The following is a 23,864-nucleotide window of genomic DNA, read 5'->3' on the forward strand; positions in this document are numbered from 1 at the left end:
GTTTTTCAGTTTTTCCCATCAAGGAGCGTCCATGCCACACGGACCCTACGACATCGGCCCCGCCCGCCCGCGCCTGGACGCCCTGTCCAAGGCCTGCGGAGCCGAGCGTTTCAGCACGGATCACTACCCGCCAGGCATGCTCTGGGCCGGGGTCCGGCGCGCCGGCGTCCCCCACGGCCTGATCCGCGAGATCGACACGGCCCGGGCCGCGAGCCTTCCGGGAGTGCACCGGGTGCTGACCCGGGCCGACGTTCCGGGCACCAACCGTCAGGGCATCGTGCACAAGGACATGCCCGTGCTGTGCGGCAGCAGGGTCCGCCACGCCGGGGACCCGGTGGCTCTGGTGGTGGCGGACAGCCGCGACGTGCTGCGCAGGGCCCTTGACCTCATCGGCGTGAGCATCGACCCCCTGCCCGCCGTCTGCGACGTGGACGCTGCCCTGGCCGAAAACGCCCCGCTGATCCATCAAGGCCACGGCTCCAACCTGCTGCTGACCGCCGAAATCCTCAAGGGAGACGCCGAGGCCTCCTTGAAAAAATGTGACGTGATCCTTGAGGAAACCTTTTTCACCCCCTCCCAGGCCCACGCCTTTCTGGAAACGGAAAACGGCGTGGCCCGCATGGACGAGGACGGCGTCCTCCACATGACGGTTTCCACCCAGGCGCCGTTTCGGGACCGTTTCGAGATCGGCCACGCCCTGGGCCTTGCGCCATGGAAGATCCGCATCGAGAGCCCCTTTCTGGGCGGAGGGTTCGGGGGCAAGGACGGCAGCACGGTGCAGTGCCTGCTGGGCCTGGCCGCCATGCGCCTGCCGGGGCGGTGGATCAAGATGTGGTGGGACCGCGAGGAGAGCTTCCTGGCCGGCTACAAGCGCCACGCCGCGCGCCTGGAGTACACCCTGGGGGCCATGGCCGACGGCACCCTCGAAGCCCTGCGTTGCCGACTGTGGTTCGACACCGGAGCCTACGCCCACCTGGGCGGGGAGATCATGGAACTGGGCATGGAGCACGCCGCCGGGCCGTACCGGATCGGCAGCATGGATTGCAGGGGCTGGTGCGTGTACACCAACAATCCCGTGGCCGGAGCCTTCCGGGGCTTCGGCGTGGCCCAGGTCAGCTTCGCCTTCGAGGGCATGATGGACCGCCTGGCCGACCGCCTCGGCCGGGACCGCCTGGACCTGCGCCGCCAGAACGCCCTGCGCAGGGGGGACCGCAACTGCTCCGGCGTGACCCTGACCGCCTCCACGGGGCTGGACGAATGCCTGCGCCGCCTGCGCGAAGACGAGCTCTGGACCTCCAGGCAGGCCTGGAAAAAGGCCGCCCCCCGCTTCACGCGCCGGGGCGTGGGCGTCGCCGCCGTGTTCAACGGCATGGGCTACGGCCGGGGGCTGGCCGACAACGCCATCGCCAAGATCGAACTCACGCCCGAAGGATCTTTCACCATCTACAGCGGCGTGAGCGACATGGGACAGGGCAACGCCTCCACCTACGCCCAGATCGCGGGGGAGACCCTCTGCCAGGACGCCGGCCGCCTGTGCGTCGTCCAGCCGGACACGGAGCTGGCCCACCCGTCTGGGTCGGCCGCGGCCGGGCGCACGACCTACACCTTCGGCAAGGCCCTGATCCAGGCCTGCGAACTCATGGCTTCCAAGCTGATCCGCCGCGCCGCGCTGGCGCTGATGATCGACGAGCCCGGCGGCTTCACCCTGGTGCCCGGCGCGGTCCGGCATCTGCCCACGGGCCGGGAGCTGCCCCTGTCCTCCCTGGGCGCCATGCTCACGCGCGACGACCGCATCTGCGTGGCCGAATATCTCATGCCCGTGTCCCGCGAGGTGCCGGACACGGGCAAGGACTTCGCTCTGGGCTTTCCGCATCTGATCTTCCCCTACGCGGCCCACCTCGTGCGGATCGAGATCGACGAGCTGACGGGCGCGGTCCGGGTCTGCGACTATCTGGCCGCCACGGACGGCGGGCGCGTCCTCAACCCGCAAAATTTCCACCAGCAGATCGAGGGCGGCGTCGCCCAGGGGCTGGGCTTCGCGCTGCTGGAGGACTTCGCGACCTCGGACGGCCAAGTCGCCACCCGGGACCTGTCCACGTATCTCATCCCCACCAGCATGGACCTGCCGGACACGCGCTCACTGGCCGTGGAAACCCTGGAGCATAGCGGCCCCTTCGGCATGAAGGGCGTCGGCGAGGTAGGCCTGAACGGGCCCCTCCCGGCCGTGGCCTCGGCCCTGTCCGACGCCCTGGGAGGATACGCGGTCCGGGCCCCCATAACGCCGGAAACGGTGCTGCACCTTCTTTCAGCCGGAGAACGGGCATGATCATCCATTTCAGCGTCAACGGCCGGGACGTGGAGCGCGACGTGCGGGGGGACGAGCGGGCCGTGGACATCATCCGCGAAGACCTCGGCCTGACCGGAACCAAGGAAGGCTGCGGCACCGGCGAATGCGGGGCCTGCGCGGTCCTGCTGAACGGCCGGGCCCGGCTGTCCTGCCTGACCCTCGCCGCCCAGCTCGACGGCGCGGTCCTGACCACCATCGAGGGTCTGGGGACTCCGGACCGGCCGCACGCGCTGCAGCGCGCCTTCGCCGAGCACGGGGCCGTGCAGTGCGGATTCTGCACGCCGGGCATGGTCGTGGCGGCAGCGGACCTGCTGGCCCGCAACCCCGACCCGTCCAGGGATGACATCCGCGAGGGGCTGTCCGGGAACCTGTGCCGCTGCACGGGCTACTCGCGCATCCTCGACGCCGTGGAAAAGGCCGAGCGATGAGGCGCGTGCACCTGCCCTCCTCCCTGGACGCGCTGTGGCCCCTCCTGAATGACCCGCAGGCGCGGGTCATGGCCGGAGGCACGGACCTCCTTGTCGGGCTCCGCGCCGGCCTGCCGGCCGGCCCCATCTGCTGCCTGGAACGCATCCCTGCCCTGCGCGGCGTGTCCGTGTCCGGTCGTATCGTACGCATCGGCTCGACCACGACCCTGACGGAGCTGCTCGAATGCAGGGACATCGCCGCCGGGCTGCCACTGCTGGGCGCGTCCGTCCGCCGGCTCGGTTCCCCTCTGGTCCGCAACCAGGCCACCCTGGGCGGCAACATCTGCACCGCCTCCCCGGCCGGAGACACGCTGCCCGCACTGTACGCCCTGGGGGCGACCCTCGAACTCGCCTCCCGGTCCTCGACCCGCGCAGTCCCCGTGGAGGATTTCATCACCGGACCGGGACGGACGGTCCTGCGGCCCGGCGAAATCCTCGCCGCCGTGTGCGTCCCGCTGCCGGAGTCCAGAGCCGTCCAGCACTTCGAGAAGATAGGCCGGAGACGGGCCCTGGCCATCAGCGTGGCCAGTCTGGCGGCCTGCCTCGAGTTGGACGGCGGGCGCATCCGCCGCATCAGCCTGGCCCTGGGCAGCGTCGCCCCCACGGTGCTGCGCTGCCGCGAAGCCGAGGAGTGGCTGGCCGGACGCGAACTGACCGCGGACAACCTGACGCAGGCGGCCGAACTTGTGCGCGCCGCGGTGCACCCCGTCAGCGACGTCCGCGCCACGGCCGACTACAGGCGGCAGGTGGCCGCCAACCTGCTTCTGCGTCTCGAGGCACACCGGCCATGAGGGCGGCCCTCCTGACGGTCCTTTTCGTCGTCCTCTGCGGGGCGGCGCAGGCCGGGACGCAGCGTCTGGTCCTGCACTGGCTGCCCCAGGCCCAGTTCGCCGGCGTCCTCATGGCCGAAGAGAAAGGCTTCTACGCCCGCCGTGGAGTCGACCTGGAAATTGTGCCAGGCGGCCCGGACATCAACGTCTCCCGGCACCTGGCCGAAGGCCGGGCCGAATTCGCGACCATGTTCCTGTCCACGGCCCTCGAACGCCGCGCCTCCGGCATGGACCTGGTCCACATCGGCCAGATCGTGCACCAGTCGGCCCTGATGCTCGTGGCCCGCAAGGACTCGGGCGTGCGATCCCTGAACGACCTGCAGGGGCGGCGCGTGGGCATGTGGGGTCCGGATTTCCAGATCCAGCCCCGCGCCCTATTCAAGCGCCTCGGCATCGAGGTGGAGGTCGTGGAGCAGGCGCCGTCCATGGACCTCTTCATGCGCGGCGGCCTCGATGCCGTGTCGGCCATGTGGTATAATGAATACCACACCCTCATGTCCTACGGCCTGGATGAAAAGGACATGACCGCCTTCTTTTTCCGCGACCTGGACCTCAACTTCCCGGAGGACGGGCTCTACTGCCTGCGCGAGACCTACGAACGCGACCCGACTGCGGCGCGGGCCGTGGCCCAGGCCACCCTGGAAGGGTGGACTTACGTCTTCGCCCATCCCGAAGAGGCCCTGGAACTGGTCGTCCGGCGCATGAAGGAGCACAAGGTCAGGGCCAACCGGGCCCACCAGCGCTGGATGCTGGCCCGCATGCAGGACATCATCCTGGCCGGGGGCGCCCCGCGACTGAACCTGGACCGCGCCGACTTCGAGGCCGCGACCGCCGCCCTCGTGGAACAGGGTTTCATCTCCGACCCGCCCGGTTACGCGGATTTCGTCATGGAGCCCGGGCCATGAAACGCATGGCCATCGCCACCCGCCTGTCGCTGCTGATCCTGGCCTGTGTCACGGCCATCGTCGTCCTCGTGGCGGGTTACGCCTTCGAGTCCTCCAGACGGACCATGGTCGACATGGCCCGCGAAAACGGGGCGCTGCTGGCCCAGTCCACGGCCGGCCGCATCAGCGCCCAGCTCAAGGCCACGGCCAAGGTCACGGAAACCGTGGCCGCCACCCTGGAGGACGCGGACATGCGGGAAAGCGAGCTGCGCGACCTGACCCGCCGCATTCTCTTCAGCAACCCCGGCATCTTCGGCTCGGCCATCGCTTTCGAGCCCCACGCCTTTCAAGCCGGCCGCCGGTTCTTCGCCCCCTTCTCCTTCAGGCAGGACAGCCACGTCACCTCCACCACCCTCGGCGGAGCGGATTACAACTACTTCGCCATGGACTGGTACCAGCTGGCCAGGGAGCTCAATCAACCCATCTGGACCGAACCCTATTTCGACGAGGGCGGCGGCAAAGCCCTCATGGTCACCTACTCCGCCCCCTTCGCGCGGGTGACGCCCCGGGGTCTGCAGCTCACGGGCGTCGTCACGGCCGACGTCAACCTCGATTGGCTGCAGCGCATGATCTCCTCCATCCGGGTCTCGGACAACGGGCACGTCTTTCTGCTCTCGCGCTACGGGGCCTACATCGCCCACCCCGACGCGGAACTGATCATGAACGAGACGATCTTCACCCATGCCGAAGAGCTGAACCACCCGCCCCTGCGGGAGCTCGGCACGGAGATGGTCTCCGGCAGGTCCGGGTTCGTCGAATTTTCCGACTTCCCCGGCGTGGGCGCCGCCTTCGTTTCCTTCCAGCCGTTGCCTGACGAGCACTGGTCCCTCGGCGTGGTACTGCCCAAGGACGAACTGCTGGCCGGCGTGAACCGGCTGACCCGCGTCATGGCCGGTATCGGTCTGGCCGGGTTCGCGGTCCTGGCCGGGGTGGTCCTGCTGGTCTCGGGCTCCATCACCCGCCCCTTGCGCATCCTGACCGGTGCGGCGGCCGGCATCGCCGGGGGCGATCTCGACCAGCCCATGCCGTTCATCGCCCCGGGCGACGAGGTGGGCGATCTGGCCGCCTCCTTCGAGCGCATGCGGACATCCCTCAAGCGGCACATCGCGAACCTGACCGAGACCACCGCCGCCAAGGAACGCATCGAGTCCGAGCTGCGCATCGCCCACGACATCCAGATGGGCATCCTGCCCAAGACCTTTCCGCCCTTCCCCGACAGGACCGAACTGGACGTCTTCGCCTCCATCCTGCCCGCGCGGGAAGTGGGCGGAGACCTCTACGACTTCTTCTTCATCGACGGGCACCGCTTCTGCTTCCTGGTGGGCGACGTTTCGGGCAAGGGCGTGCCCGCAGCCTTCTTCATGGCCGTGACCAAGACCCTGATCAAGGCCGTGGCCGAGCGCGAGCCGGAGCCGGGCCGCATCCTGGCCAGAGTCAACGACGAGCTGGCTGCGGACAACGACTCGTGCATGTTCGTGACCCTCTTCCTGGCCGTCCTGGACACGCGCACGGGCAGGCTCGGATACGGCAACGCCGGGCATCCCTCCCCACTGCTGCTGCGCGCCGGACTTCCCCCGGAGCGGATCGCCGGCATGGAGGAGCCCATGGCCGGGGCCATGCCGGACATCGACTACAGCACCGGCACCCTCGACCTTGTCCCCGGCGACGCGCTCTTCCTCTCCACCGACGGGGTGAGCGAAGCCATGAACCCGGACCTCGAACTGTACTCGGACGACCGCCTCCTGGAAACCGTGGCCGGGCAGGCCCGCGCCGGAGCGCGCGACCTGGTCCTGGCCGTGTCCGCGTCGGTCACCGCCTGGGCCGGAGACGCGGAGCAGTCGGACGACATCACCATGCTCGCCGTGCGCTATCTCGGCCCAGGCCCAGGGCGAACTTCACCATCATAAGGAGACAACCATGGACATCCAGACCCGGACCGTCGGGACAAAAGCGCTGCTCACCTGCTCCGGCCGCATGGACGCCGTCTCCGCCCCCCGTTTCGAGTCCGCCTGCGCGGAACTGCTCGGACAGGGGTGCACGACGCACGTCGCGGACCTGACCGGGCTCGAGTACATCAGCTCCGCCGGACTCCGCAGCATCCTGGCCGCCGGCAAGCGCCTCAAGGCCGCCGGCGGCAGCCTCTCCTTCTGCGGCCTGTCCGGCATGGTCGACGAGGTCTTCAGGGTTTCGGGATTCCTGAAGCTGTTCACGATCCACCCGTCCGCGGACGCGGCCCTGGAGGGGTGATGGAAACGACAGGGGGCGTCTGCCTGCGCATCCCGGCCACCCTCGAAAGCCTCGCCCTGGTCCAGGACTTTGTCGGCAGCCGAGGCGCTCGCCTGGGCCTCGGCGCCGAACTGGCTGCCAGGCTCGAACTGGTGGTCGAGGAACTGGTGGTCAACATCGGCAGCTACGCCTACCCCCAAGGCGGAGGCGACATGGAGGTGGACTGCCTGCTCACCCCGGATGCGGCCAGCTTCTGCCTGATCCTGCGCGACTGGGGCGTGGCCTTCGACCCCCTCGGCCGCGAGGCTCCGGACCTGGATGCAGGGCTCGACGAACGGGAGCCGGGCGGCCTGGGCATCTTCCTGGTCCGGGAACTGGCCGACGAGTGCACCTACCGCCGCCACGGCGACATGAACGAATTCAGGGCCTGCTTCGCCCTGGCAAAGGACGGGCGCAGATGACACGCGAAAAGACCATCACCCTGAAGCTGCACGCGGACCCGGCCTGGATTCCCATGGTCCAGGGCGTGGCCGAGCAGTGCGGCGCGGTTTTCGGCCTCGACCACGGCAAGGCCCTGCGCCTGACCATGGCCGTGGAGGAACTGCTGGCCTACCTCGCCGAACTGGCCCCCAAGGCGCCCCTCGAACTGCGTCTCGAACCCGGCGCGAGTCACGTCGACACGCGGTTTTCCTTCACGGCCCGCGACGCCGACCTCTGGGCCATGAACATCACCGCGTGCGGGGACGCCTGCGCCGAGGACAACCTGCAGGCCATGGGCCTGCTCCTGGCCGCGCGCATGAGCGACGGCTTCGAGGCGCACCGCGACAGCGCAAACGTGACCCTGCGCCTGCGCATGGACCGCTCCTATCCGGGCATCGAAAGCCGGGAGGCGGAACGCTTCGCTCCCCGCGGCGAGGTGACGTTTCTCCCGGCCGACGAGCCGAGCCTGATCAAGGAGGCCTGCGCCCTGACGGCGGCACTCTACCCCCAGCGCCTCGTGCCTCCGGCCTTCAGGACCCCGGGCAAGGTGGTCGACCGGATCCGGGGCGGCGAGCTGTGCGGCGTCCTGGCCCTGGACCGCGGGGGCACGGTCTGCGGCCTGATGACCTGGGAACCGCTGTCCGCCACCAGCGTCTCCTTCTGCGGACCGTACGTCTTCACCCGGGAGAGGGCCGCCACCGCGCGAGGCCTGACGGAACGTCTCGTCGGCGCCGTGGCCCGGACCCCCGTTGCGGTCATCCTGAGCCAGATGCCCACGGAAGACCTGCCCGAGGGTGAAGCCGAACTGCTGGGGACCCTGCCCCTGGCCCAGGCCGACGGCACGCCGGCCCCCCTTCCGGTCTGGTATCGGGACATGCGCGAGGACAACGGCCTGGCGGTATGGACCCACCCGGCCCTCGAAGGCTTCCTGCGGGAGACGTACGACCGGCTTTTCCTCGTGCGCGACATCCATCCCACCTCCCGGCAGGGAGAACAGGTGGCCGGGCGCTCGGTCTTCGCCACGTCCATCCGACCCGAAGCCAGCCAGGCGGTGATCATCCCCATGCTTGACGGCGAGGATGCCTCCGCCACCGTGCGCGGGCACGTCCAGCTGCTCCAGTCCGAAGGGTACCGCAACATCCTGGCCCATCTGGATCTGGCCTTCGGCTGGCAGGCGGCCCTGGCCCCGGCCTTTCTGGAAAACGGCTTCGAGCCTCGCGTCCTGCTCCCCCACGCGGGACAGGCGGACATGGTGGTGCTGCAGCATGCTGAATCTTGAACGCCTGGTGCCGGCCCACGTCTGGCGCTTCGAGGTCTACACGCCGAGCAGGCCGGACCAGGAGCTGATGCGGCTTTTCCGCGTCGACCACCTGCACCGCCTCAACAATAACGAGAACCCCCTCGGCCCCCCGCCCGAAGCCGCCCGCATCGTGCAGGGCTTCCCGCCCCGCCTGGCCCCCATCTACCCCAGCGGCGACGCCTACGCCCTGCGGCAAATCCTGGCCGGACGCTTCGGCAAGTCGCCGGACCAGTTCCTCGTCGGCAACGGCTCCTGCGAACTCATCACCAGCGTCATCAAGGCCTTCTGCGCCGAGGGCGACACCATCGTCACCGCGGACAGGACCTTCGCCGTCTACGAATGGGTGGCCGAATTTTCCGGCATCGCGGCCCGTCTGGTCCCGCTCATGGATTTCGGCTTCGACCCCAAGGGCATGCTCGCGGCCGGCGACGAGCGCACCAAGATCCTCTTTGTCTGCAACCCCAACAACCCCACGGGCACCTGGTGGGACACGGGGACCCTGCGCCGCTTCCTGGACGCGGTGAACGGCCGGCGGATCGTGGTGCTGGACGAGGCGTATTTCGAATATGTGGACCAGCCCGGTTTCCCCAACGGCATGGACCTCCTGGACGAGTACCCCAACCTGGTCGTCTTTCGCACCTTCTCGAAGATGTACGCCCTGGCGGCCCTGCGCATCGGCTACCTGTGCGGTTCCCCGGCCGTGGTCGACATCGTGCGCCGCACCCACGTCGTCTATTCCGTCAACTCCCTCGCCCAGCAGGCCGCGGCGGCGGCCCTGGAGAACGACGGGCCGTTCATCGCCCGGACGCGCGCCATGGTGGCCGCGGGCAAGGACAGGATAAAGGCCCTGTGCACGGAACTGAATCTGCCGTGCCAGTGCGGGGAGGGAAACTTCGTCATGATCCGCGTGCCGGTGGCCGACACCCTGCTATACCGCAAGCTCATGGCCAAGGGGGTCATGATCCGGACCATGACGGGGTTCCGTTTTCCGGGCTGGATCAGGGTCAGTATCGCGCAGGAGGAGGTGATGGAGGTATTCTGCGGGGCCATGCGGGACGTGCTGCGCCCCTGAATGGTAAAAAGCGGCGTTGCAGGCCGAGGTCCCGACGGAGCGGACCTGGCCGCCCCGTCGGGAAAAAACTGATCAGATGGAGATCTTCGCGCCCAGAAGCGCCGCGAACTTGGCGATCCAGTCCGGGTGCGCGGGCCAGGCCGGGGCCGTGACCAGGTTGCCGTCGACGTGGGCCTTGTCCAGGGCGATGTCGGCGTACCGGCCGCCGGCGCAGGTCACGTCCGGGCCGCAGGCCGGGTAGGCCGAGCAGGTCTTGCCTTGCAGCACGCCGGCCGTGACCAGGACCAGGGGGCCGTGGCAGATGGCCGCGATGGGCTTGCCGGCCGCGTTGAACTCGCGCACGATTTCCAGCACCCGCGGGTTGAGGCGGATGTATTCCGGGGCGCGCCCGCCGGGCACGACCAGACCGACGTACTCGGCGGAATCCACGGCGGCGAAATCCTTGTTCAGCGTGAAGTTGTGGCCGCGCTTCTCGCTGTAGGTCTGATCCCCCTCGAAGTCGTGGATGGAGGTGCGCACGAACTCCCCGGCTTTCTTGTCCGGACAGACGGCCTCCACCGCGTAGCCAAGCATGGTCAGGGCCTGGAACGGCACCATGACCTCGTAATCCTCTACATAGTCGCCGACCAGCATGAGTATCTTCTTGGACATGACGAAATCTCCTCGTGTTGAGAGTGAAGATGACGACGCCTGAAAACCGGCAGAGAGCATCAGGCCTTGGGGCCGTTTTCCTCCGGACCCTTCACCGGCTCGATGTCGACGGGATCGGGCGTATTTATGGCGGATTTGAAATTCCTGAGGGCCCGTCCCATGTCGGACCCGATGCGGGGCAGGTTCTTGCCTCCGAAGACAAACAGGGCGATGACCAGAACGATCAGAAGTTCCTGAACACCTATGCCGAACATGAAGGCCTCCCGGGCGAAACAGGGTGATTGGACCCGAACCCCGCCTGCGCATCCGCTGCAGATGGTTGCAGTGACGCACTGCGGGCCGGTGCTCCCGAACTAGTCGAGGTGCCCGAAAACAGCAAGCTCTCGCCCGCCCCCCACGACGGGAATCTCGCCGCCCAACAGGGCGACGAGAACGGCGCTCCTGAGCAGGGCGTAGGCCGAATCCGGGGCCGCCGCGTCGGCCATCGTGCCCCGCACGCCGTCCAGAAAGGAGATTTCCCCGTCGGCATTGCGGTCCGTCACTGCCAGGACCGGCGCCCCCCCTTCCCCGTACACCACGACCTCCAGGGAAACGCCGTACCCTGCGCCCTCCCGGATGGTCACGTCGGTCGGCCCGAGCCACGTCCGCAGCCGCGCCTCGTAGGCGCAGACCCCGTCCGGGCAGTCCGGCAGCCCGTCGTCGGCCAGGTCCGGCACCTGCGTGAAGGGCCTGACAAGGCCGAACAGGCCCCGCGCGCCGTTGAAGATGAGGACCGGGTCCCCGACCCGGCAGAGGTTGAAGAGCTTCTCCATGTCCCGGTTGTCCAGGGCGATGCAGCCCTCGGTCCAGTCCCGCTCCCGAAACTCGCCGAATTGCCTGGAGACGCCTCCGCCGTGGATGGCGACGGCGCAGCCGAGGCCCGTGTCGCACGGAGTCGGCCTGGACGCGAGCACCGCCTTGCGGATCCTCCTGTAGGCCGCCGGGGAGACCAGACCCGAGGCCAGCCCCCGCTGGGCGTCGGCCAGGTTCGGGTAGGACAGGCCGAGGGTGCGGTGGAAGCGCGTCTGGCTCTTGTGGTACGTGATGGAATACAGTCCCTCCGGGGTGGCCAGGTCATGAGCCCGGACCTTGTCCGACACCGGGTCCACGCCGAAGCTGACCGGAAAACTGGCCGCCAGCCGCCCGCCCACGTACAGCGTCAGCTCTCTCGTGGCCTTGTCCACGACAACGACGCGCCGGGCCGACGGCTCTGCCGCCTGCAGTCCGGACGCGGAAAAAGCAAGCAGAAAGAGGAATAGCAATTGACTTCGAAAATTGTGGAGGAGTAACATACAGTCCTAAAAAGATACCGGCAACACTCAACGCATGGGAGGATGCACGATGTTGACGAAAAAAACGGTTCTCACACTGTCCATGACACTGTTTCTTGCCGCGCTTCTGTTTGGGGCCACGGGTTGCGCCAACCTGAGCAAGGAGGACAGGGCCCTGCTGGAGAGCACGCGCCAGTCGGCCGAAGAGGCCAAGGCCGCGGCTGCCAGGGCCGAAGCCGCCAGCCAGCGGCTCGAAGCCCAGGGCGTACGCCTCGAAAAGGCAGCCGCCAGCGCGGAACAGTCCGCAACCAAGGCCGAGATGGCGGCCGAACGAGCCGAGGCCGCGGCCCTCAAGGCCGAACGCATCTTCGACAAGTCCCTGAAGAAGTAGCTCACTCCTTCCTGGGGCGCGCCACGGCCATAGGCACTCCCGACTTTTCGGCCAAGGCCCTGTCCAGGGCCGCGCGGTCGAGTTCGAGAGGTCCTATGGCCGTCTCGTAATAGAGCACCTCGTCCATGACCTTGGCCAGCGAATTGCCGAGCCTGCCGTCGAAGTCCTCGAAGACCTGGACCCACAATTTCCCATCTGCCCAGCCGAACTTGATGGGCTCGTAGATGACCATCACTGTGGCGCCGACGGGCACCAGCGGATAGAGCGCGCCCACGTCCTCGGGATACATGCGGATGCAGCCGTGGCTGACCCGGCGCCCGACCCCCCAGGGCTTGTTGGTCCCGTGGATGCCGTAGAGGCCGCGCGAGAGCCGGAAGACGAAGTCGCCCAGGGGGTTGTCCGGCCCGGGGGGCACCTCGGCGGGCAGGTCGGGTTCCTCCCTGCGGATGGACTCCGGCACCACCCACGTCGGATTGGCCGTCTTGCTCTTGACCGCGTACTCTCCCAGTTCCGTCAGGTACCCTTCCCGGCCGATGCCGATGGGCGCGGTGAAGAAGAAGTCGTGGCCGCCGTTTGAAAAGAAGTAGTACAGGCGCATTTCGGCCAGGTTGACGACGAAGCCCGTTTCCGGGTGATCGCGCGGGGGCACGAAGGTCAGTGGCAGGCGCACCAGACTGTCCCTGGGCGGCACCCACGGGTCGATGCCCGGGTTGGCGGTCACGATCTGATTGTAGCCGAGGCCGAACTCCCGGGCGATGTCCAGGAGCGTGTCATGCTCCCGCGCCTGGACCATGCGCGTCACACCGTAGACGCCGGTGCCGGGCTCCATCATGAAGCTGCGCAGGGCCCAGGAGGGGCAGGCCCCAAGCAGGACCCAGACGAGGGCCGATGCGGCGACGAACAGGCAACGCTTTCTTTTCATGTCTTCTCAATCCCCACGAGTACGGCCGCCGGGGCCGTGATGCGCGCCGAGCGTGCCGCGGGACCGGCGGGCCTGGGGGCGGCCCGGCTGCGGTCCCGGAATTTCCGCTTCGAGCCGACGACGACTCTCTTCCGCCATGTTTTCAACTCCACCCTACCAGACTCGGCCGCCGCTGTCCCGGCCCCGGACCGCCACCGTTCGCGCCCCCCTCACCCCCCGAGAATCCCCGACAGCCCCTGCGCCGCGGACTTGTGCACCAGGGCGATGACCTCGTCGCCCGCCACGAGCACGGTCTCGCCGTGGGGGATGACCAGCCGTCCGCCGCGCAGTACTGCGACCAGGATGCATTCGGCCGGAAAGGTCAGTTCCACGACCCTCTTGCCCGCGGCCGGGGCATGGGGTTGCACGGTCTGCTCCACCAGGGAGCAGTCGCCCCTGGAGAGCTTGAGCAGGGTCGTCATGCCGCCCAGGGACATCTCCTCGGCGATGAGCTGGGCCATGAGCCCGGCCTGGTTGACGGCTGCGTCCACGCCCATGGCCGGCGTGAACATCCAGCCGTTTGCCGGGTCCTTGACCCTGGCGATGGTGCGCGGCACGCCGAATTCGAAGCGCGCCAGGCTCGTGGCCACCAGGTTCGTGGCGTCCGTGCCGGTCACCGCCGCCAGGACGTCGGCGTCCCTCACGCCCGTGGCCTCCAGCACGGCCGGGTCGGCGCCGCTGCCGGTCACGACGCACCCGTCCGGCAGCGCCTCGTGCAGGGCCCGGAGTTCCCCGGCATGGCGCTCGATGATCCGGACCTGATGCCCTCCGGCCAGCAGCAGCGTCGCCAGGTGTGTCCCGACCTTTCCCCCGCCCACGATGATCACCTTCTTCATGGCTCACCTCACGTCAGGGCCAGAATGGAGCGCAGCCGCTCCGAGGATTCGCGCAGCACGGCGACGTAGACGGTGTCGTCGCGCTCGAACGCCGTTTCGGACGAGGGCAGCAGGATCCGTCCCCGCCTGCCCACGGCCACGACGTGCATCTCGCCGAAGACCGTCAGATACCCCGTCTTGCGGCCTTCGAGGGGCGGCGGGACGGGGAAGCACACGATCTCGGCCTGACCGTCGCCCAGGCTCGCCAGAACTTCGGACTCCGCATAGAGGAGCAGGTCGGCGATGCGGTTGACGGCCCAGTCGAAAGGCGCGACGACCTGCACGCCGAGCCGGCGGTAGAGCTCCGCGTTCTGCGGGTCATGCAGGCCGGCCACCACCCTGGGGACGCGGAAGACAAGGCGGGCCAACCGCGCGACGACCACGTTGGTCTCGTCGCTGCCCGTCACGGCCGCCAACCCGTCGGCCTGTCCGATGCCTGCGCGGACCAGGACGTCCCGGTCGAAGCACCCGCCTGCGACCAGCCTGTCCCGCAGCGACGGTTCGAGCCGCTCCGCCCCCGAGTCGTCGTCCACGAAGGCGAAGTCGTGGCCCCCGCGGCGCAGGGCCAGGGCCAGCCCCGTGCCCATCCTACCGCACCCGACGATGACGTATCTCATGTAACGACTCCCGTATGCTTGGTTTTCTCCATCCGGCGCAGCACCCATTTCCGGGCCTCGTCGGCCAGCAGGAGGAGCGGCGTCCAGGCGAAGAGGAACACCCAGTTGAAAAGCGGGAAAGGTCCTGTCCCGACCAGCCTCTGGGCCGGCGGCCAGTGGACGATGGCCGCGACGACCGCCAGTTCGCTGGCCACGCCGAGCCACAGGAGTCGGTTCCCGAAGGCCGGGACCCGAAGCGACGACGCCCGCTCCGTGCGCTGGGCGAAGAGGTTGCCGATCTGGGTAGTCACGACGCAGGCCAGGGCCATGGCCGTGGCGGACTCGTACAGCGGGCCGGCGGACGGCAGGTCGAGCCACTGGCCCCAATGCCCATTGGTCCAGTACAGGAAATAGAAGGCGGCCATGACCGCCAGACTCTGCAGCGGCCCCAGGAACAGGTAGGCCCGCGCCAGAAGGCCGGGGGTGATGACGTGCTCGCGCAGGTTTCGGGGCAGTCGGTCCATGAGGCCCGCCTCGGCCTTTTCCGCGCCCAGGCCCAGGGCCGGCAGCAGGTCCGTGCCCAGGTCCACGGCCAGGATGTGCATGACGTTCAGGGCCAGGGGGATGCGCCCGCCGCTCAAGGCGAAAAGGATGAAGGGCACGGCCTCGGGGGTGTTGCTCGTGAAGATGTATGTCGTGAACTTCTTGATGTTGGCGAAGACGGCGCGGCCTTCCTCGATGGCGCCGACGATGGTCGCGAAATTGTCGTCCGTGAGGATGACGTCCGCCGCCTCCTTGGCCACGTCGGTGCCCGAGAGGCCCATGGCGATGCCGATGTCGGCCTTCTTGATGGCCGGGGCGTCGTTGACTCCGTCGCCGGTCACGGCCACCACGTGCCCCGCCCGCTGCAGGGCCAAAACGATGCGCAGCTTGTGCTCCGGGGCGGCGCGGGCGAAGATGACCTCCCCGCTCAGGGCATCGTCCAGGGCCGCCTCGTCCATGGCGTCGAGGTCCGCGCCGCTGACGATGCGCGCCCGCCCGTCCCGCCCGTCCCGCCCGTCCCGGATGATACCAATGCGGCGCGCCACGCTCTCGGCCGTCAGGCCGTAGTCCCCGGTGATCATGACAATGCGGATGCCCGCCCGACGGCACGTGGCCACGGCCTCCTCGACCTCGGGCCGGGGCGGGTCCATCATGGCCACGAGGCCCAGAAACGTCATGTCCGCCTCGACGTCCCCGGCCGGCAACCGGCCAAGATCGGCGCCGGCAAGCCCTTCGCCGCGCACGGTCCGCCTGGCCACGGCCAGGACCCGCAGTCCCGAACGGGCGAAGCCGTCGCCCGCGCCCATGATGCGGGCGCGGGCGGGCTCGTCCAGGGGCCCCTCGTCCCCGCCCGCGAGCATCCGGGTGCAGAGTTCCAGCACCTCCCGCGGCGCGCCCTTGGCATGGACCAGGGTCTCGCCGTCGCCGCGGTGCACGGTGCTCATGCGGCGGCGCCTGGAGTCGAAGGGCAATTCGCGCAACCTGGGCGTGGCCCGCTCCTCGACGGCCAGATCGACGCCCGCCTTCAGGGCCGCCACCCGCAGGGCCGCCTCCGTCGGGTCCCCGATGACCGTCCAACGTGAACTGCCTTCGCCGGGCGGCTGCAGGCGGGCGTTGGTGCACAGCCCGGCGGAAAGCAGCAGCGCGTGCAAGCCGCCACCGCGGGGAACCTCCACCGCTTCGTCGCCGCGCCACATGCCGCCGTCCGGGGCGTACCCCGTGCCCGTGACGCGCAGGGCATCACCCTCGGGGACGCCGGGCAGCCAGATCTCGCGCACCGTCATCTCGTTCTGGGTCAGGGTCCCGGTCTTGTCCGTGCAGATGACCGAGGCGCAGCCCAAGGTTTCCACGGCCGAGAGGCGCTTGACCAGAGCGTTGCGTCCGGCCATGCGCTGCACGCCCATGGCCAGGGACAGGGTAACGGTCGGCAGCAGCCCCTCGGGCACGAAGGCGACGATCATGCCCATGCCGAAAACGAGTCCTTCGGCCCAGTCCATGCCGGCCAGCAGGACGGACAGGAGGAAGAACACGCACCCCGAACACACGGCGATGACCGTGACGACCCGCGTGACCCGGCGCATCTCCTTCTGCAGGGGGCAGAGCTCCTCCGCGATGCCCTGGGTGAAACCGGCGATCTTCCCGAACTCGGTGGCCATGCCCGTGGCGAAGACCACGCCCCGGCCCGTGCCCGAGACCACGCTCGTCCCGGCAAAGGCGACGTTCGGGGTCTCCAGCCGCGACATACCCCGGCCGGCGACCGCCCCGTGGGTCTTGAGGACGCTTCGCGACTCGCCCGTCAGGGTCGACTGGTCCAGGCGCAGGTCTGCGGACTCGATAAGCCGCGCGTCGGCACAGACCCGGCAGCCCTCCGCCAGCACCAGGACATCCCCCGGCACGAGGGTGGCGGCATCGACCAGCAGGATCTCGCCGCCACGCACGACGCTCGCCTTCTCGTCCAGCATCCGACGCATGGCCTCGGTGGCCTTCTCGGCCTTGAACTCCTGCCAGAAGCTTAACGCCCCGTTGATGACGTTCACGGCCCAGATGGAAAAGGCGAGCTGCGGCATGCGGGCGAAGATGGCCACGAAACCTGCGATCCAGAGAAGCATGGCCATGAGGTGGGTGAAGTTGGCCAGAAACTTGAGCGGCAGAGACGCGTTGCGGGCGACGGCGATGGTGTTGGGCCCGAAGCGGGCCAGGCGCGCCGCGGCCTCCGGCGTGCCCAAACCGTCGGGACCGCTGCCCATGGCCCGGCAGGCCTCGGCGGCCGGCAATGCTTCGAAGGATGCCGTCCGATCGAAAATATCGTGTTGACCCATGAAGACCCGCCCATGCCCGCGGGAGGGGGACACGTTCTCTTCCACCCGCACCGGATGCCGGGGCCGACAGTACCCACGGCGCCCGACGATCCGAAACGTGCCTTCTCGTACCAGAATACAGCTCCAAACGTCCAACGAAACGCCCTCGATCCTGCGACATATCAAAACGCGTACGGAGAACTTTCCATACCTGCAGGGTAGCCTTTACACCTTGCTGTACATCTACTAGCCTCGATCAATGACCACTCGGACTGCACAGCCCGGCACGTTCCGGTTCGACACGGGTTCGGATAACGCATGACACGTTTGCGATCGACACTTCAGGCCGCGGTTTTCTGGATCGTGCTGCTGGCCCTGTCCCTCGGCTGGAACTGGCAACAGATCGAACAGTCGATGACGGGGCTGGCCGAGTCCGAAGCCAATGCCGCCTTCCAGAAGGACCTGACCTATAGGCTGTGGGCCGCCATGCAGGGGGGCGTCTACGTCCCGCCTTCGGAGAAGACGCCGCCCAACCCCCATCTGGCGCATGTCCCGGACCGCGATGTCAAGACGACCGCAGGGAAGGCACTGACCCTGGTCAACCCGTCCTACATGACACGCCAGGTGCACGAACTGGGCAAGGAAAAGTACGGCCTGCGCGGGCACATCTCCAGCCTCAAGCCCCTGCGTCCCGAAAACGCCCCCGACGAGTGGGAATCCTCCGCCCTGCGTGCATTCGCCGCCGGGAGCCGCAAGGAGACCACCCGGCAGGCCCTCGACGGGCAGCCCTTCTTCAGGCTGATGCGCCCGCTCCAGGCCGATCCTCCCTGCCTCAAATGCCACAGCGTCCAGGGCTACGCCCAGGGGGACATCATCGGCGGCATCAGCGTCTCGGTGCCCATGCAGACCTATCTCGACCTCGCGGGGCAGCAGCGCCTGCGCCTGATCGTCGCGCATCTCTTCATCGGCCTGCTCGGGCTGGCCGGACTGTGCGCGAGCCACGTTCATTTCCGCAATTACAAGCGCTCGCTGCGCGAGAGCGAGGACAGGTTCGAACAGCTGGCCGAGCACAGCCGCACCGTGACCTGGGAGGTGAACGCCGACGGTCTTTTCACCCATGTCGGCAAGGCGGCCGCTTCCGTACTGGGCTATGCCCCGGAAGACCTCGTCGGTCGCATGCGGTTCTACGACCTCCACCCCGCAGAGGGACGGGAAGCCTTCAAATCTTCGACCTTCGACGTTTTCGAACGCAAGGGGGTCTTCACGAACTTCGAGAACCCGGCGCGCACCCGGGACGGACGCGACATCTGGCTGTCCACCAACGGCTTCCCCCTGCTCGATGGCGCGGGCAACCTCCTCGGCTATCGGGGCAACGACACCGACATCACCGCCGAAAAACAGGCCCGGGCCCAGCTCGCCCAGCGCGAAGCCATGCTCGCCTCGATGCTTGAAAACCTGCCCGTGGACTTCTGGGCCCGCGACCTGGACGGCCGCGGCATCATCCAGAGCCGGCTGAGCAAGGAGCACTGGGGGGATTTCTGCGGCCCGGACTTTGCCGACCAGCCCATGCACACGGACAACGCTGGGAAATGGGAGGCCAAGCACGCCCGGCTCTTTGCGGGGGAAACCGTCGAGCAGGAAGAGGAACTGACCCTGGCCGACGGACGGCGCCGCATCTTCCACTCCATGGGCGCGCCCATCGTCATGCACGGCGAGGTGGCAGGCATCCTGGGCCTCAACCTCGACATCACGGAGCGCAAGATCATCGAGGCCCAGCTGAGCCGCGAACGACTCCTCAGCGACGCCATCTTCGACAGCATCCCGGGTCTGCTCTACCTCTACGACCAGGACGGACGGCTGGTGCGCTGGAACCGGAAGCACAGCGAAATGACGGGTTACACGGACCGGGAACTCTCCACCATGCACCTCATGGACTGGTACCGGGACGACCCCGCCACGCAGGACAGGATCGCCAAGGCCATCGAGCGCGTGCTTGAGCACGGCATCGGCGCCGAGGAGGCTGAGCTTCAGACCAAGGACGGGCGCCGGATCCCCTTCTTCTTCACCGCCGTGCGCCTGGAGCTTGAAGGCCGGACCTACTTCACCGGCATCGGCATCGACATGACCGACCGCAAGCGATCCGAGGAGGCCCTGCGCCAGAGCGAGGAGCGCCTGGCCCTGGCCCTGGAGGCCGCCACCGACGGCCTGTGGGACTGGAACCTCGAAACGGGCGAGACGTATTTCAGCCCCCGCTATCTGGGCATGCTCGGATATGCGCCGGGGGACCTCGAACTGAACGTCGACAGCTGGGAACGCCTGCTCCATCCGGATGACCGCGAGGAGGCCAAGCGGACCGAGCTGGACCACATCGAACGCAACGAACCCTTTTCCATCGAATTCCGCCTGCGCAACAAGGCCGGGGGATGGCAGTGGGTCATGAGTCGCGGCAAGGTAGTGGATTGGACTGCAGACGGGCGCCCGCGGCGCATGGTCGGCACCCATGTGGACATCGACCAGCGCAAGCGCATGGAGAACGAGCTGGTCAAGGCCAAGGAGGCCGCCGAAGCCTCTAACGCCGCCAAGTCGGAGTTTCTGGCCAACATGAGCCATGAGATCCGCACCCCATTGAACGGCATCATGGGCACGCTGCAACTCCTGGAGTCCGGAGCGGGTAACGAGGAGCAGCGCCGCACCTGTGCCCTGGCCCTGCAGGCCACGGGCCGGCTGACGCGACTGCTGTCCGACATCCTCGACCTGTCGCGGGTGGAGGCGGGCAAGATGCAGATGCGCGTCGAACCCTTCAACCTCCGCGAAGCCCTCGAACACAGCGTCGACCTCTTCAAGCCCATCGCCCTGCAGTCGGGTCTGGCGTTCAGCCACCACTTCGACCCGGCCCTCCCGGAATACGTGGCCGGTGACGCCGTCCGCGTCCAGCAGGTGCTCATGAACCTGATCGGCAACGCCTTCAAGTTCACGACCACGGGACATGTCACCGTGGAGGCCTCCCCCCTGCGGTCGAAAGACGACGGCAGCGTGCGGGTCTTCTTCGCGGTTTCGGACTCCGGGCGCGGCATCGACGACGAATCCCTGCGCACCCTCTTCCAGCCCTTCAGCCAGGTCACCACGGGGTTCACCAGGGATCACCAGGGCGCCGGCCTCGGGCTGGCCATCACCCGGCGGCTGGTGGCTCTCATGGGCGGCACCATGAACGTGGAAAGCGAGCCGGGCGTCGGCTCGGTCTTCTCCTTCAGCCTGACCTTCGCGGCCACCGATGCGCTCCCGACCGCACCGGAACCGGTCGAGGATCGCCAGGCAACGCCGCACCCGGCGCACATCCTTCTGGCCGAGGATGACGAGGTGACGATCTTCGCCACGCACGCGCTCCTGGCCAAGGCCGGATACGAGGTCAGCGTCGCCCGCACCGGGCACGAGGCGGTCGCCCTGCTCCGGGAGCGAGACTTCGGGCTCGTGCTCATGGACGTCCAGATGCCCGGCATGGACGGCGTCGAGGCGACGCGGCTCATCCGCAGCGATCCCGGCCTCGGGGCCAAGCGGGGCATTCCCGTCATCGCCCTGACGGCCTTCGCCATGGACGGGGAGAAGACGGCCTTCCTCGCGGCCGGCATGGACGCGCATGTGTCCAAGCCCGTCGGGATGAAGGAACTGCTCCGGGCCATCGACGCAGTCCTTTCGGGCCAGGCCGTCCGTTCATGACAGGATCGTCCCCGAAGGCCGGCCCCACGCGGGAAACATTCGTGCGGATTTTTCGGGAAGGCTGATCGGTTATTCCAATTCGCGTTTTCGCCCTTGACCCCAACCGTCCTGCCCTGCCATGTTGATCGTTTCAACGCGGCGCGACATCGGGACGGCCCTCCGCTCATCCGCCGAACCAGGCCGGAGGCGCCTTTCCCCGCCATGCGTGACGTCGGCCGGGCAACCCTGACCACTCATCCACGGAGTCCACTGCACCATGCTGCCTCTCGTCATCCTCCTCGTCATCGTCCTCACCGCCCTGGTGCTGTTCATCGGCGGCTGGCTACCCGTGGACGTGGTCGGCCTCATGGTCCTGGCCGCCCTGGCCCTGACCGGCCTCGTCTCCCCGGAGGAGGCCATGGCCGGGTTCAGCAGCCCCGCCGTCATCACCGTCTGGGCCATGTTCATCCTCTCGGCCGGGCTGACCCGCACGGGCGTGGCCTACCGCATCGGCCAGCCCCTCCAGCACTTCGCACGCGGGAGCGAGACCGTGCTGGTCATCGCCCTCATGACCGCGGCCAGCATCCTCTCGGCCCTCATCAACACCACCACCGTGGCCGCCATCCTCATGCCCGCGACCATGGACCTTGCCCGGCGCAGCGGCCGGCCGCCCGCGCGCCTGCTCATGCCCATGGCCCTGGGGTGCCTCCTCGGCGGGCCGTTCACGGGCATCTCCACGCCGCCGAACATCCTGGCCACCGACGCCCTGCGCGCGGCGGGCCTGACGACCTTCGCCCTCTTCGACTTCACGCCCATCACCGCCGCCCTGGTCGTGGCAGGCATCGCCTTCACCGTCGTGGTGGGCCTGCGCCTGCTGCCCAAGGGGGCAGGGTCGGGCCGGGACACGGGGGCCCTCGAATCCTCCTATCAGGTCGGGGCGCACATCTTCTCCATCGAGCTGCCGCCGGCCTCGCCCCTGGTGGGCCGCAGCCTGGTCGAGAGCCGTCTGGGCTCGGCCCTGTACCTGACGGTGGTGGGCCTGCACCGAGCAGGGGAGCTGATCCTCGCCCCACGGGCGCAGGAAACCCTGCAGGCCGGCGACCTGGTCATCGTCCACGGCCAGACGGACCAGGTCAGCCGCTTCCACGGCAGCCGGCACCTGCGGGTCGAGCCGGACGGGCCGCAGACCGGGGAAGTCGCGGACCGGCTGGAAGTCGTTACGGGGCTCATCGGCAAGGGCTCGTCCCTCGTCGGCAGGACCCTGGCCGAAAGCGGGCTGCGCCGCGACCACCGCGTGCACGTCCTGGCCTTGGGCGCGCCTTCGGGAGAATGCCTGGGGGATTTTCGCCGCCATCGTTTCCAGGAGGGGGACCGCCTCGTGCTGCAGGGCGAACGCGCAGCCCTGGAGCGCCTGGCCGGCCAGGGGCTCGTCGAGGGCCTGATGCCCGTGACGCAGGCCCCGGCCGGGACGCCTGCGTGCGAGGAGCTCAGCCTCTGCTCCGTGCGGGTGCCCGAAGGGTCCGCCCTGGCCGGCCGCAACCTGATTGAAAGCCGCCTGGGCAACGCCTTCGGCCTGACCGTGGTGGGCCTGGTGCGCGGCAACGACGTGACCTGCCTGCCCGCCCCGGAGGAAACCGTGCGGGCCGGCGACCTGCTGGTGGTCCAGGGGCTGAAGCGGGACATCGACGTCTTCGAGGGGCTGCAGGACCTGGAAATCTCCGAGCAGTCTTCGCGGCTGGCCGCCGAACTGGAATCGCAGCAGATCGGCATGGCCGAGGTGCTGCTCTCGCCCCGGACGACCCTGGCCGGGAAGACCCTGAACGACCTGCTCTTCCGGGACCACTACGGCCTGAGCGTCCTGGCCGTCCTGCGCAAGGGACGGCCCGCCCGCGCGGGCTTGCAGGACATGCCCCTGCAGTTCGGCGACGCCCTGCTGGTCTACGGGCCGCGCCAGAGCCTGGAGGCCGTGGCCCGCGACGACGACTTCCTGGTCCTGGACCAGGCCGCGGCCCAGGCCCCGCGCCTGCACAAGGCGCCCCTGGCCGCGGCCGTCATGATCGCCGTGCTGGGCAGCGCCATCCTGGGCCTGGCGCCCATCGCCATCGCCGCCCTGGCCGGGGTGGCGGTCATGGTCGTGACCGGCTGCCTGAAAATGGAGGAGGCCTACCAGGCCATCGAATGGAAGGTGGTCTTCCTCATCGCCAGCATGCTCCCCCTGGGGGTGGCCATCCAGAACACCGGGGCTGCGCAGATGGGGGCCGAGGCCCTCATCGCCCTGGTAGGGGACATGGGCCCGCGCTGGGTGGTGGCCGCGCTCTTCGGGGTGACGGTGCTGGGCACCCAGGTCATCCCCACGGCGGCGCTGGTGGTGCTCATGGCCCCGGTGGCCCTGGGCGCTGCGGCAAGCCTCGGCATCTCGCCGCAGCTCCTGATGATGACCGTGGCCATCGCCGCCTCGTCGAGCTTCGCCAGCCCCCTGTCCCACCCGGCCCACCTGCTGGTCATGGGACCGGGCGGATACAGGTTCACCGACTACGTCAAGGTCGGGGTGCCGCTGACCGTCATCTCGCTCGTCGTGTCGGTCTGGCTGCTGCCCCTGATGTGGCCGGCCTGAGGCGGGATGGAACGACGAAAAAACCGTCGTGCGGCGAATCTGGAACCGGACCGCCCGCCTGACGGGTTGACTTCCGCAACGCCCTGTGTTCAACGTCCGTGTTCCGGAGCCATGAACCTCCTGGAAGATCGTTCGGAACAAGTCCGCGAAAGACGGAAGCCGCCCTCTTTCACGCACACCTTCCGGACAGGCAGTCCCTGTCGACCCAAGGCTTTGGCCATCCTCGGCCAGAGCCTTTTTTGGTGCCGCCCTGCATTGACATCACGG

At 68.5% G+C, this 23,864-nt stretch carries 19 protein-coding genes; 12 read left to right on the forward strand and 7 right to left on the reverse strand.

The window, feature by feature from the left end; all coding sequences use genetic code 11:
• Positions 1 to 31: 31 nt before the first annotated feature.
• Genes ACYQ3G_RS13190 through ACYQ3G_RS13230 form a run of 9 tightly spaced genes read left to right on the forward strand, consistent with a single transcriptional unit; the run spans position 32 to position 9,666 of the window.
• Positions 32 to 2,326, forward strand: coding sequence for a xanthine dehydrogenase family protein molybdopterin-binding subunit (locus ACYQ3G_RS13190; protein ID WP_459826332.1), 2,295 nt, complete (start codon positions 32 to 34; stop codon positions 2,324 to 2,326).
• Positions 2,323 to 2,775: a (2Fe-2S)-binding protein gene (locus ACYQ3G_RS13195; RefSeq protein WP_459826334.1), complete on the forward strand. Its 453-nt coding sequence runs from the start codon at positions 2,323 to 2,325 to the stop codon at positions 2,773 to 2,775. The genes ACYQ3G_RS13190 and ACYQ3G_RS13195 overlap by 4 nt, the downstream gene beginning before the upstream one ends.
• Positions 2,772 to 3,605, forward strand: coding sequence for an FAD binding domain-containing protein (locus ACYQ3G_RS13200; protein WP_459826336.1), 834 nt, complete (start codon positions 2,772 to 2,774; stop codon positions 3,603 to 3,605). The genes ACYQ3G_RS13195 and ACYQ3G_RS13200 overlap by 4 nt, the downstream gene beginning before the upstream one ends.
• The gene (locus ACYQ3G_RS13205) at positions 3,602 to 4,549 is read left to right on the forward strand and encodes an ABC transporter substrate-binding protein (protein WP_459826338.1); all 948 of its coding nucleotides are present in this window, start codon (positions 3,602 to 3,604) and stop codon (positions 4,547 to 4,549) included. The genes ACYQ3G_RS13200 and ACYQ3G_RS13205 overlap by 4 nt, the downstream gene beginning before the upstream one ends.
• Positions 4,546 to 6,495, forward strand: a complete 1,950-nt coding sequence (locus tag ACYQ3G_RS13210; RefSeq protein ID WP_459826340.1) for a SpoIIE family protein phosphatase — start codon at positions 4,546 to 4,548, stop codon at positions 6,493 to 6,495. Before ACYQ3G_RS13205 ends, ACYQ3G_RS13210 begins: the two co-directional genes overlap by 4 nt.
• 10 nt (positions 6,496 to 6,505) lie before the next feature.
• A complete protein-coding gene (locus tag ACYQ3G_RS13215; RefSeq protein WP_459826342.1) occupies positions 6,506 to 6,835 on the forward strand; it encodes an STAS domain-containing protein in 330 nt (109 codons plus the stop codon).
• Positions 6,835 to 7,275 (forward strand): ATP-binding protein, encoded by a 441-nt coding sequence (locus ACYQ3G_RS13220; protein ID WP_459826344.1) that lies wholly within the window; start codon positions 6,835 to 6,837, stop codon positions 7,273 to 7,275. Before ACYQ3G_RS13215 ends, ACYQ3G_RS13220 begins: the two co-directional genes overlap by 1 nt.
• Entirely contained in the window at positions 7,272 to 8,573 is a 1,302-nt protein-coding gene (locus tag ACYQ3G_RS13225; RefSeq protein WP_459826346.1) for a hypothetical protein, read from the forward strand. Before ACYQ3G_RS13220 ends, ACYQ3G_RS13225 begins: the two co-directional genes overlap by 4 nt.
• Positions 8,560 to 9,666, forward strand: coding sequence for a pyridoxal phosphate-dependent aminotransferase (locus tag ACYQ3G_RS13230; protein WP_459826348.1), 1,107 nt, complete (start codon positions 8,560 to 8,562; stop codon positions 9,664 to 9,666). The genes ACYQ3G_RS13225 and ACYQ3G_RS13230 overlap by 14 nt, the downstream gene beginning before the upstream one ends.
• Before the next feature lie 72 nt (positions 9,667 to 9,738).
• Here ACYQ3G_RS13230 and ACYQ3G_RS13235 read toward each other — a convergent pair whose 3' ends face one another.
• The 3 genes from ACYQ3G_RS13235 to ACYQ3G_RS13245 all read right to left on the reverse strand — a co-directional run bounded on the left by ACYQ3G_RS13235 (position 9,739) and on the right by ACYQ3G_RS13245 (position 11,618).
• Positions 9,739 to 10,317: a DJ-1/PfpI family protein gene (locus ACYQ3G_RS13235; protein ID WP_459826349.1), complete on the reverse strand. Its 579-nt coding sequence runs from the start codon at positions 10,315 to 10,317 to the stop codon at positions 9,739 to 9,741.
• A 59-nt stretch (positions 10,318 to 10,376) separates the two neighbouring features.
• Complete coding sequence (tatA, locus tag ACYQ3G_RS13240; protein WP_028575970.1) at positions 10,377 to 10,571, reverse strand: twin-arginine translocase TatA/TatE family subunit; 195 nt, start codon at positions 10,569 to 10,571, stop codon at positions 10,377 to 10,379.
• A gap of 99 nt (positions 10,572 to 10,670) precedes the next feature.
• Entirely contained in the window at positions 10,671 to 11,618 is a 948-nt protein-coding gene (locus tag ACYQ3G_RS13245; protein ID WP_459826352.1) for a L,D-transpeptidase family protein, read from the reverse strand.
• A 79-nt stretch (positions 11,619 to 11,697) separates the two neighbouring features.
• On the opposite strand from ACYQ3G_RS13245, the gene ACYQ3G_RS13250 reads away from it, so the two are divergent.
• Positions 11,698 to 12,018: a hypothetical protein gene (locus ACYQ3G_RS13250; RefSeq protein ID WP_028575969.1), complete on the forward strand. Its 321-nt coding sequence runs from the start codon at positions 11,698 to 11,700 to the stop codon at positions 12,016 to 12,018.
• Between the two features lies 1 nt (position 12,019).
• On the opposite strand, the gene ACYQ3G_RS13255 is transcribed toward ACYQ3G_RS13250, so the two are convergent.
• The 4 genes from ACYQ3G_RS13255 to ACYQ3G_RS13270 all read right to left on the reverse strand — a co-directional run bounded on the left by ACYQ3G_RS13255 (position 12,020) and on the right by ACYQ3G_RS13270 (position 17,311).
• Complete coding sequence (locus tag ACYQ3G_RS13255) at positions 12,020 to 12,940, reverse strand: L,D-transpeptidase family protein (protein WP_459826354.1); 921 nt, start codon at positions 12,938 to 12,940, stop codon at positions 12,020 to 12,022.
• Positions 12,941 to 13,149: 209 nt separating this feature from the next.
• Positions 13,150 to 13,815 (reverse strand): potassium channel family protein, encoded by a 666-nt coding sequence (locus tag ACYQ3G_RS13260; protein ID WP_459826356.1) that lies wholly within the window; start codon positions 13,813 to 13,815, stop codon positions 13,150 to 13,152.
• A gap of 8 nt (positions 13,816 to 13,823) precedes the next feature.
• Complete coding sequence (locus ACYQ3G_RS13265) at positions 13,824 to 14,471, reverse strand: potassium channel family protein (protein WP_459826359.1); 648 nt, start codon at positions 14,469 to 14,471, stop codon at positions 13,824 to 13,826.
• Positions 14,468 to 17,311: a cation-translocating P-type ATPase gene (locus ACYQ3G_RS13270; RefSeq protein ID WP_459826361.1), complete on the reverse strand. Its 2,844-nt coding sequence runs from the start codon at positions 17,309 to 17,311 to the stop codon at positions 14,468 to 14,470. Before ACYQ3G_RS13270 ends, ACYQ3G_RS13265 begins: the two co-directional genes overlap by 4 nt.
• Before the next feature lie 297 nt (positions 17,312 to 17,608).
• On the opposite strand from ACYQ3G_RS13270, the gene ACYQ3G_RS13275 reads away from it, so the two are divergent.
• Positions 17,609 to 21,004, forward strand: coding sequence for a PAS domain S-box protein (locus ACYQ3G_RS13275; protein ID WP_459826363.1), 3,396 nt, complete (start codon positions 17,609 to 17,611; stop codon positions 21,002 to 21,004).
• Positions 21,005 to 21,260: 256 nt separating this feature from the next.
• On the forward strand, positions 21,261 to 23,597 hold the full coding sequence (locus ACYQ3G_RS13280; protein ID WP_459826365.1) for an SLC13 family permease: 2,337 nt from the start codon (positions 21,261 to 21,263) through the stop codon (positions 23,595 to 23,597).
• Positions 23,598 to 23,864 lie beyond the last annotated feature (267 nt).

Source organism: Desulfomicrobium salsuginis (genome assembly GCF_054657795.1).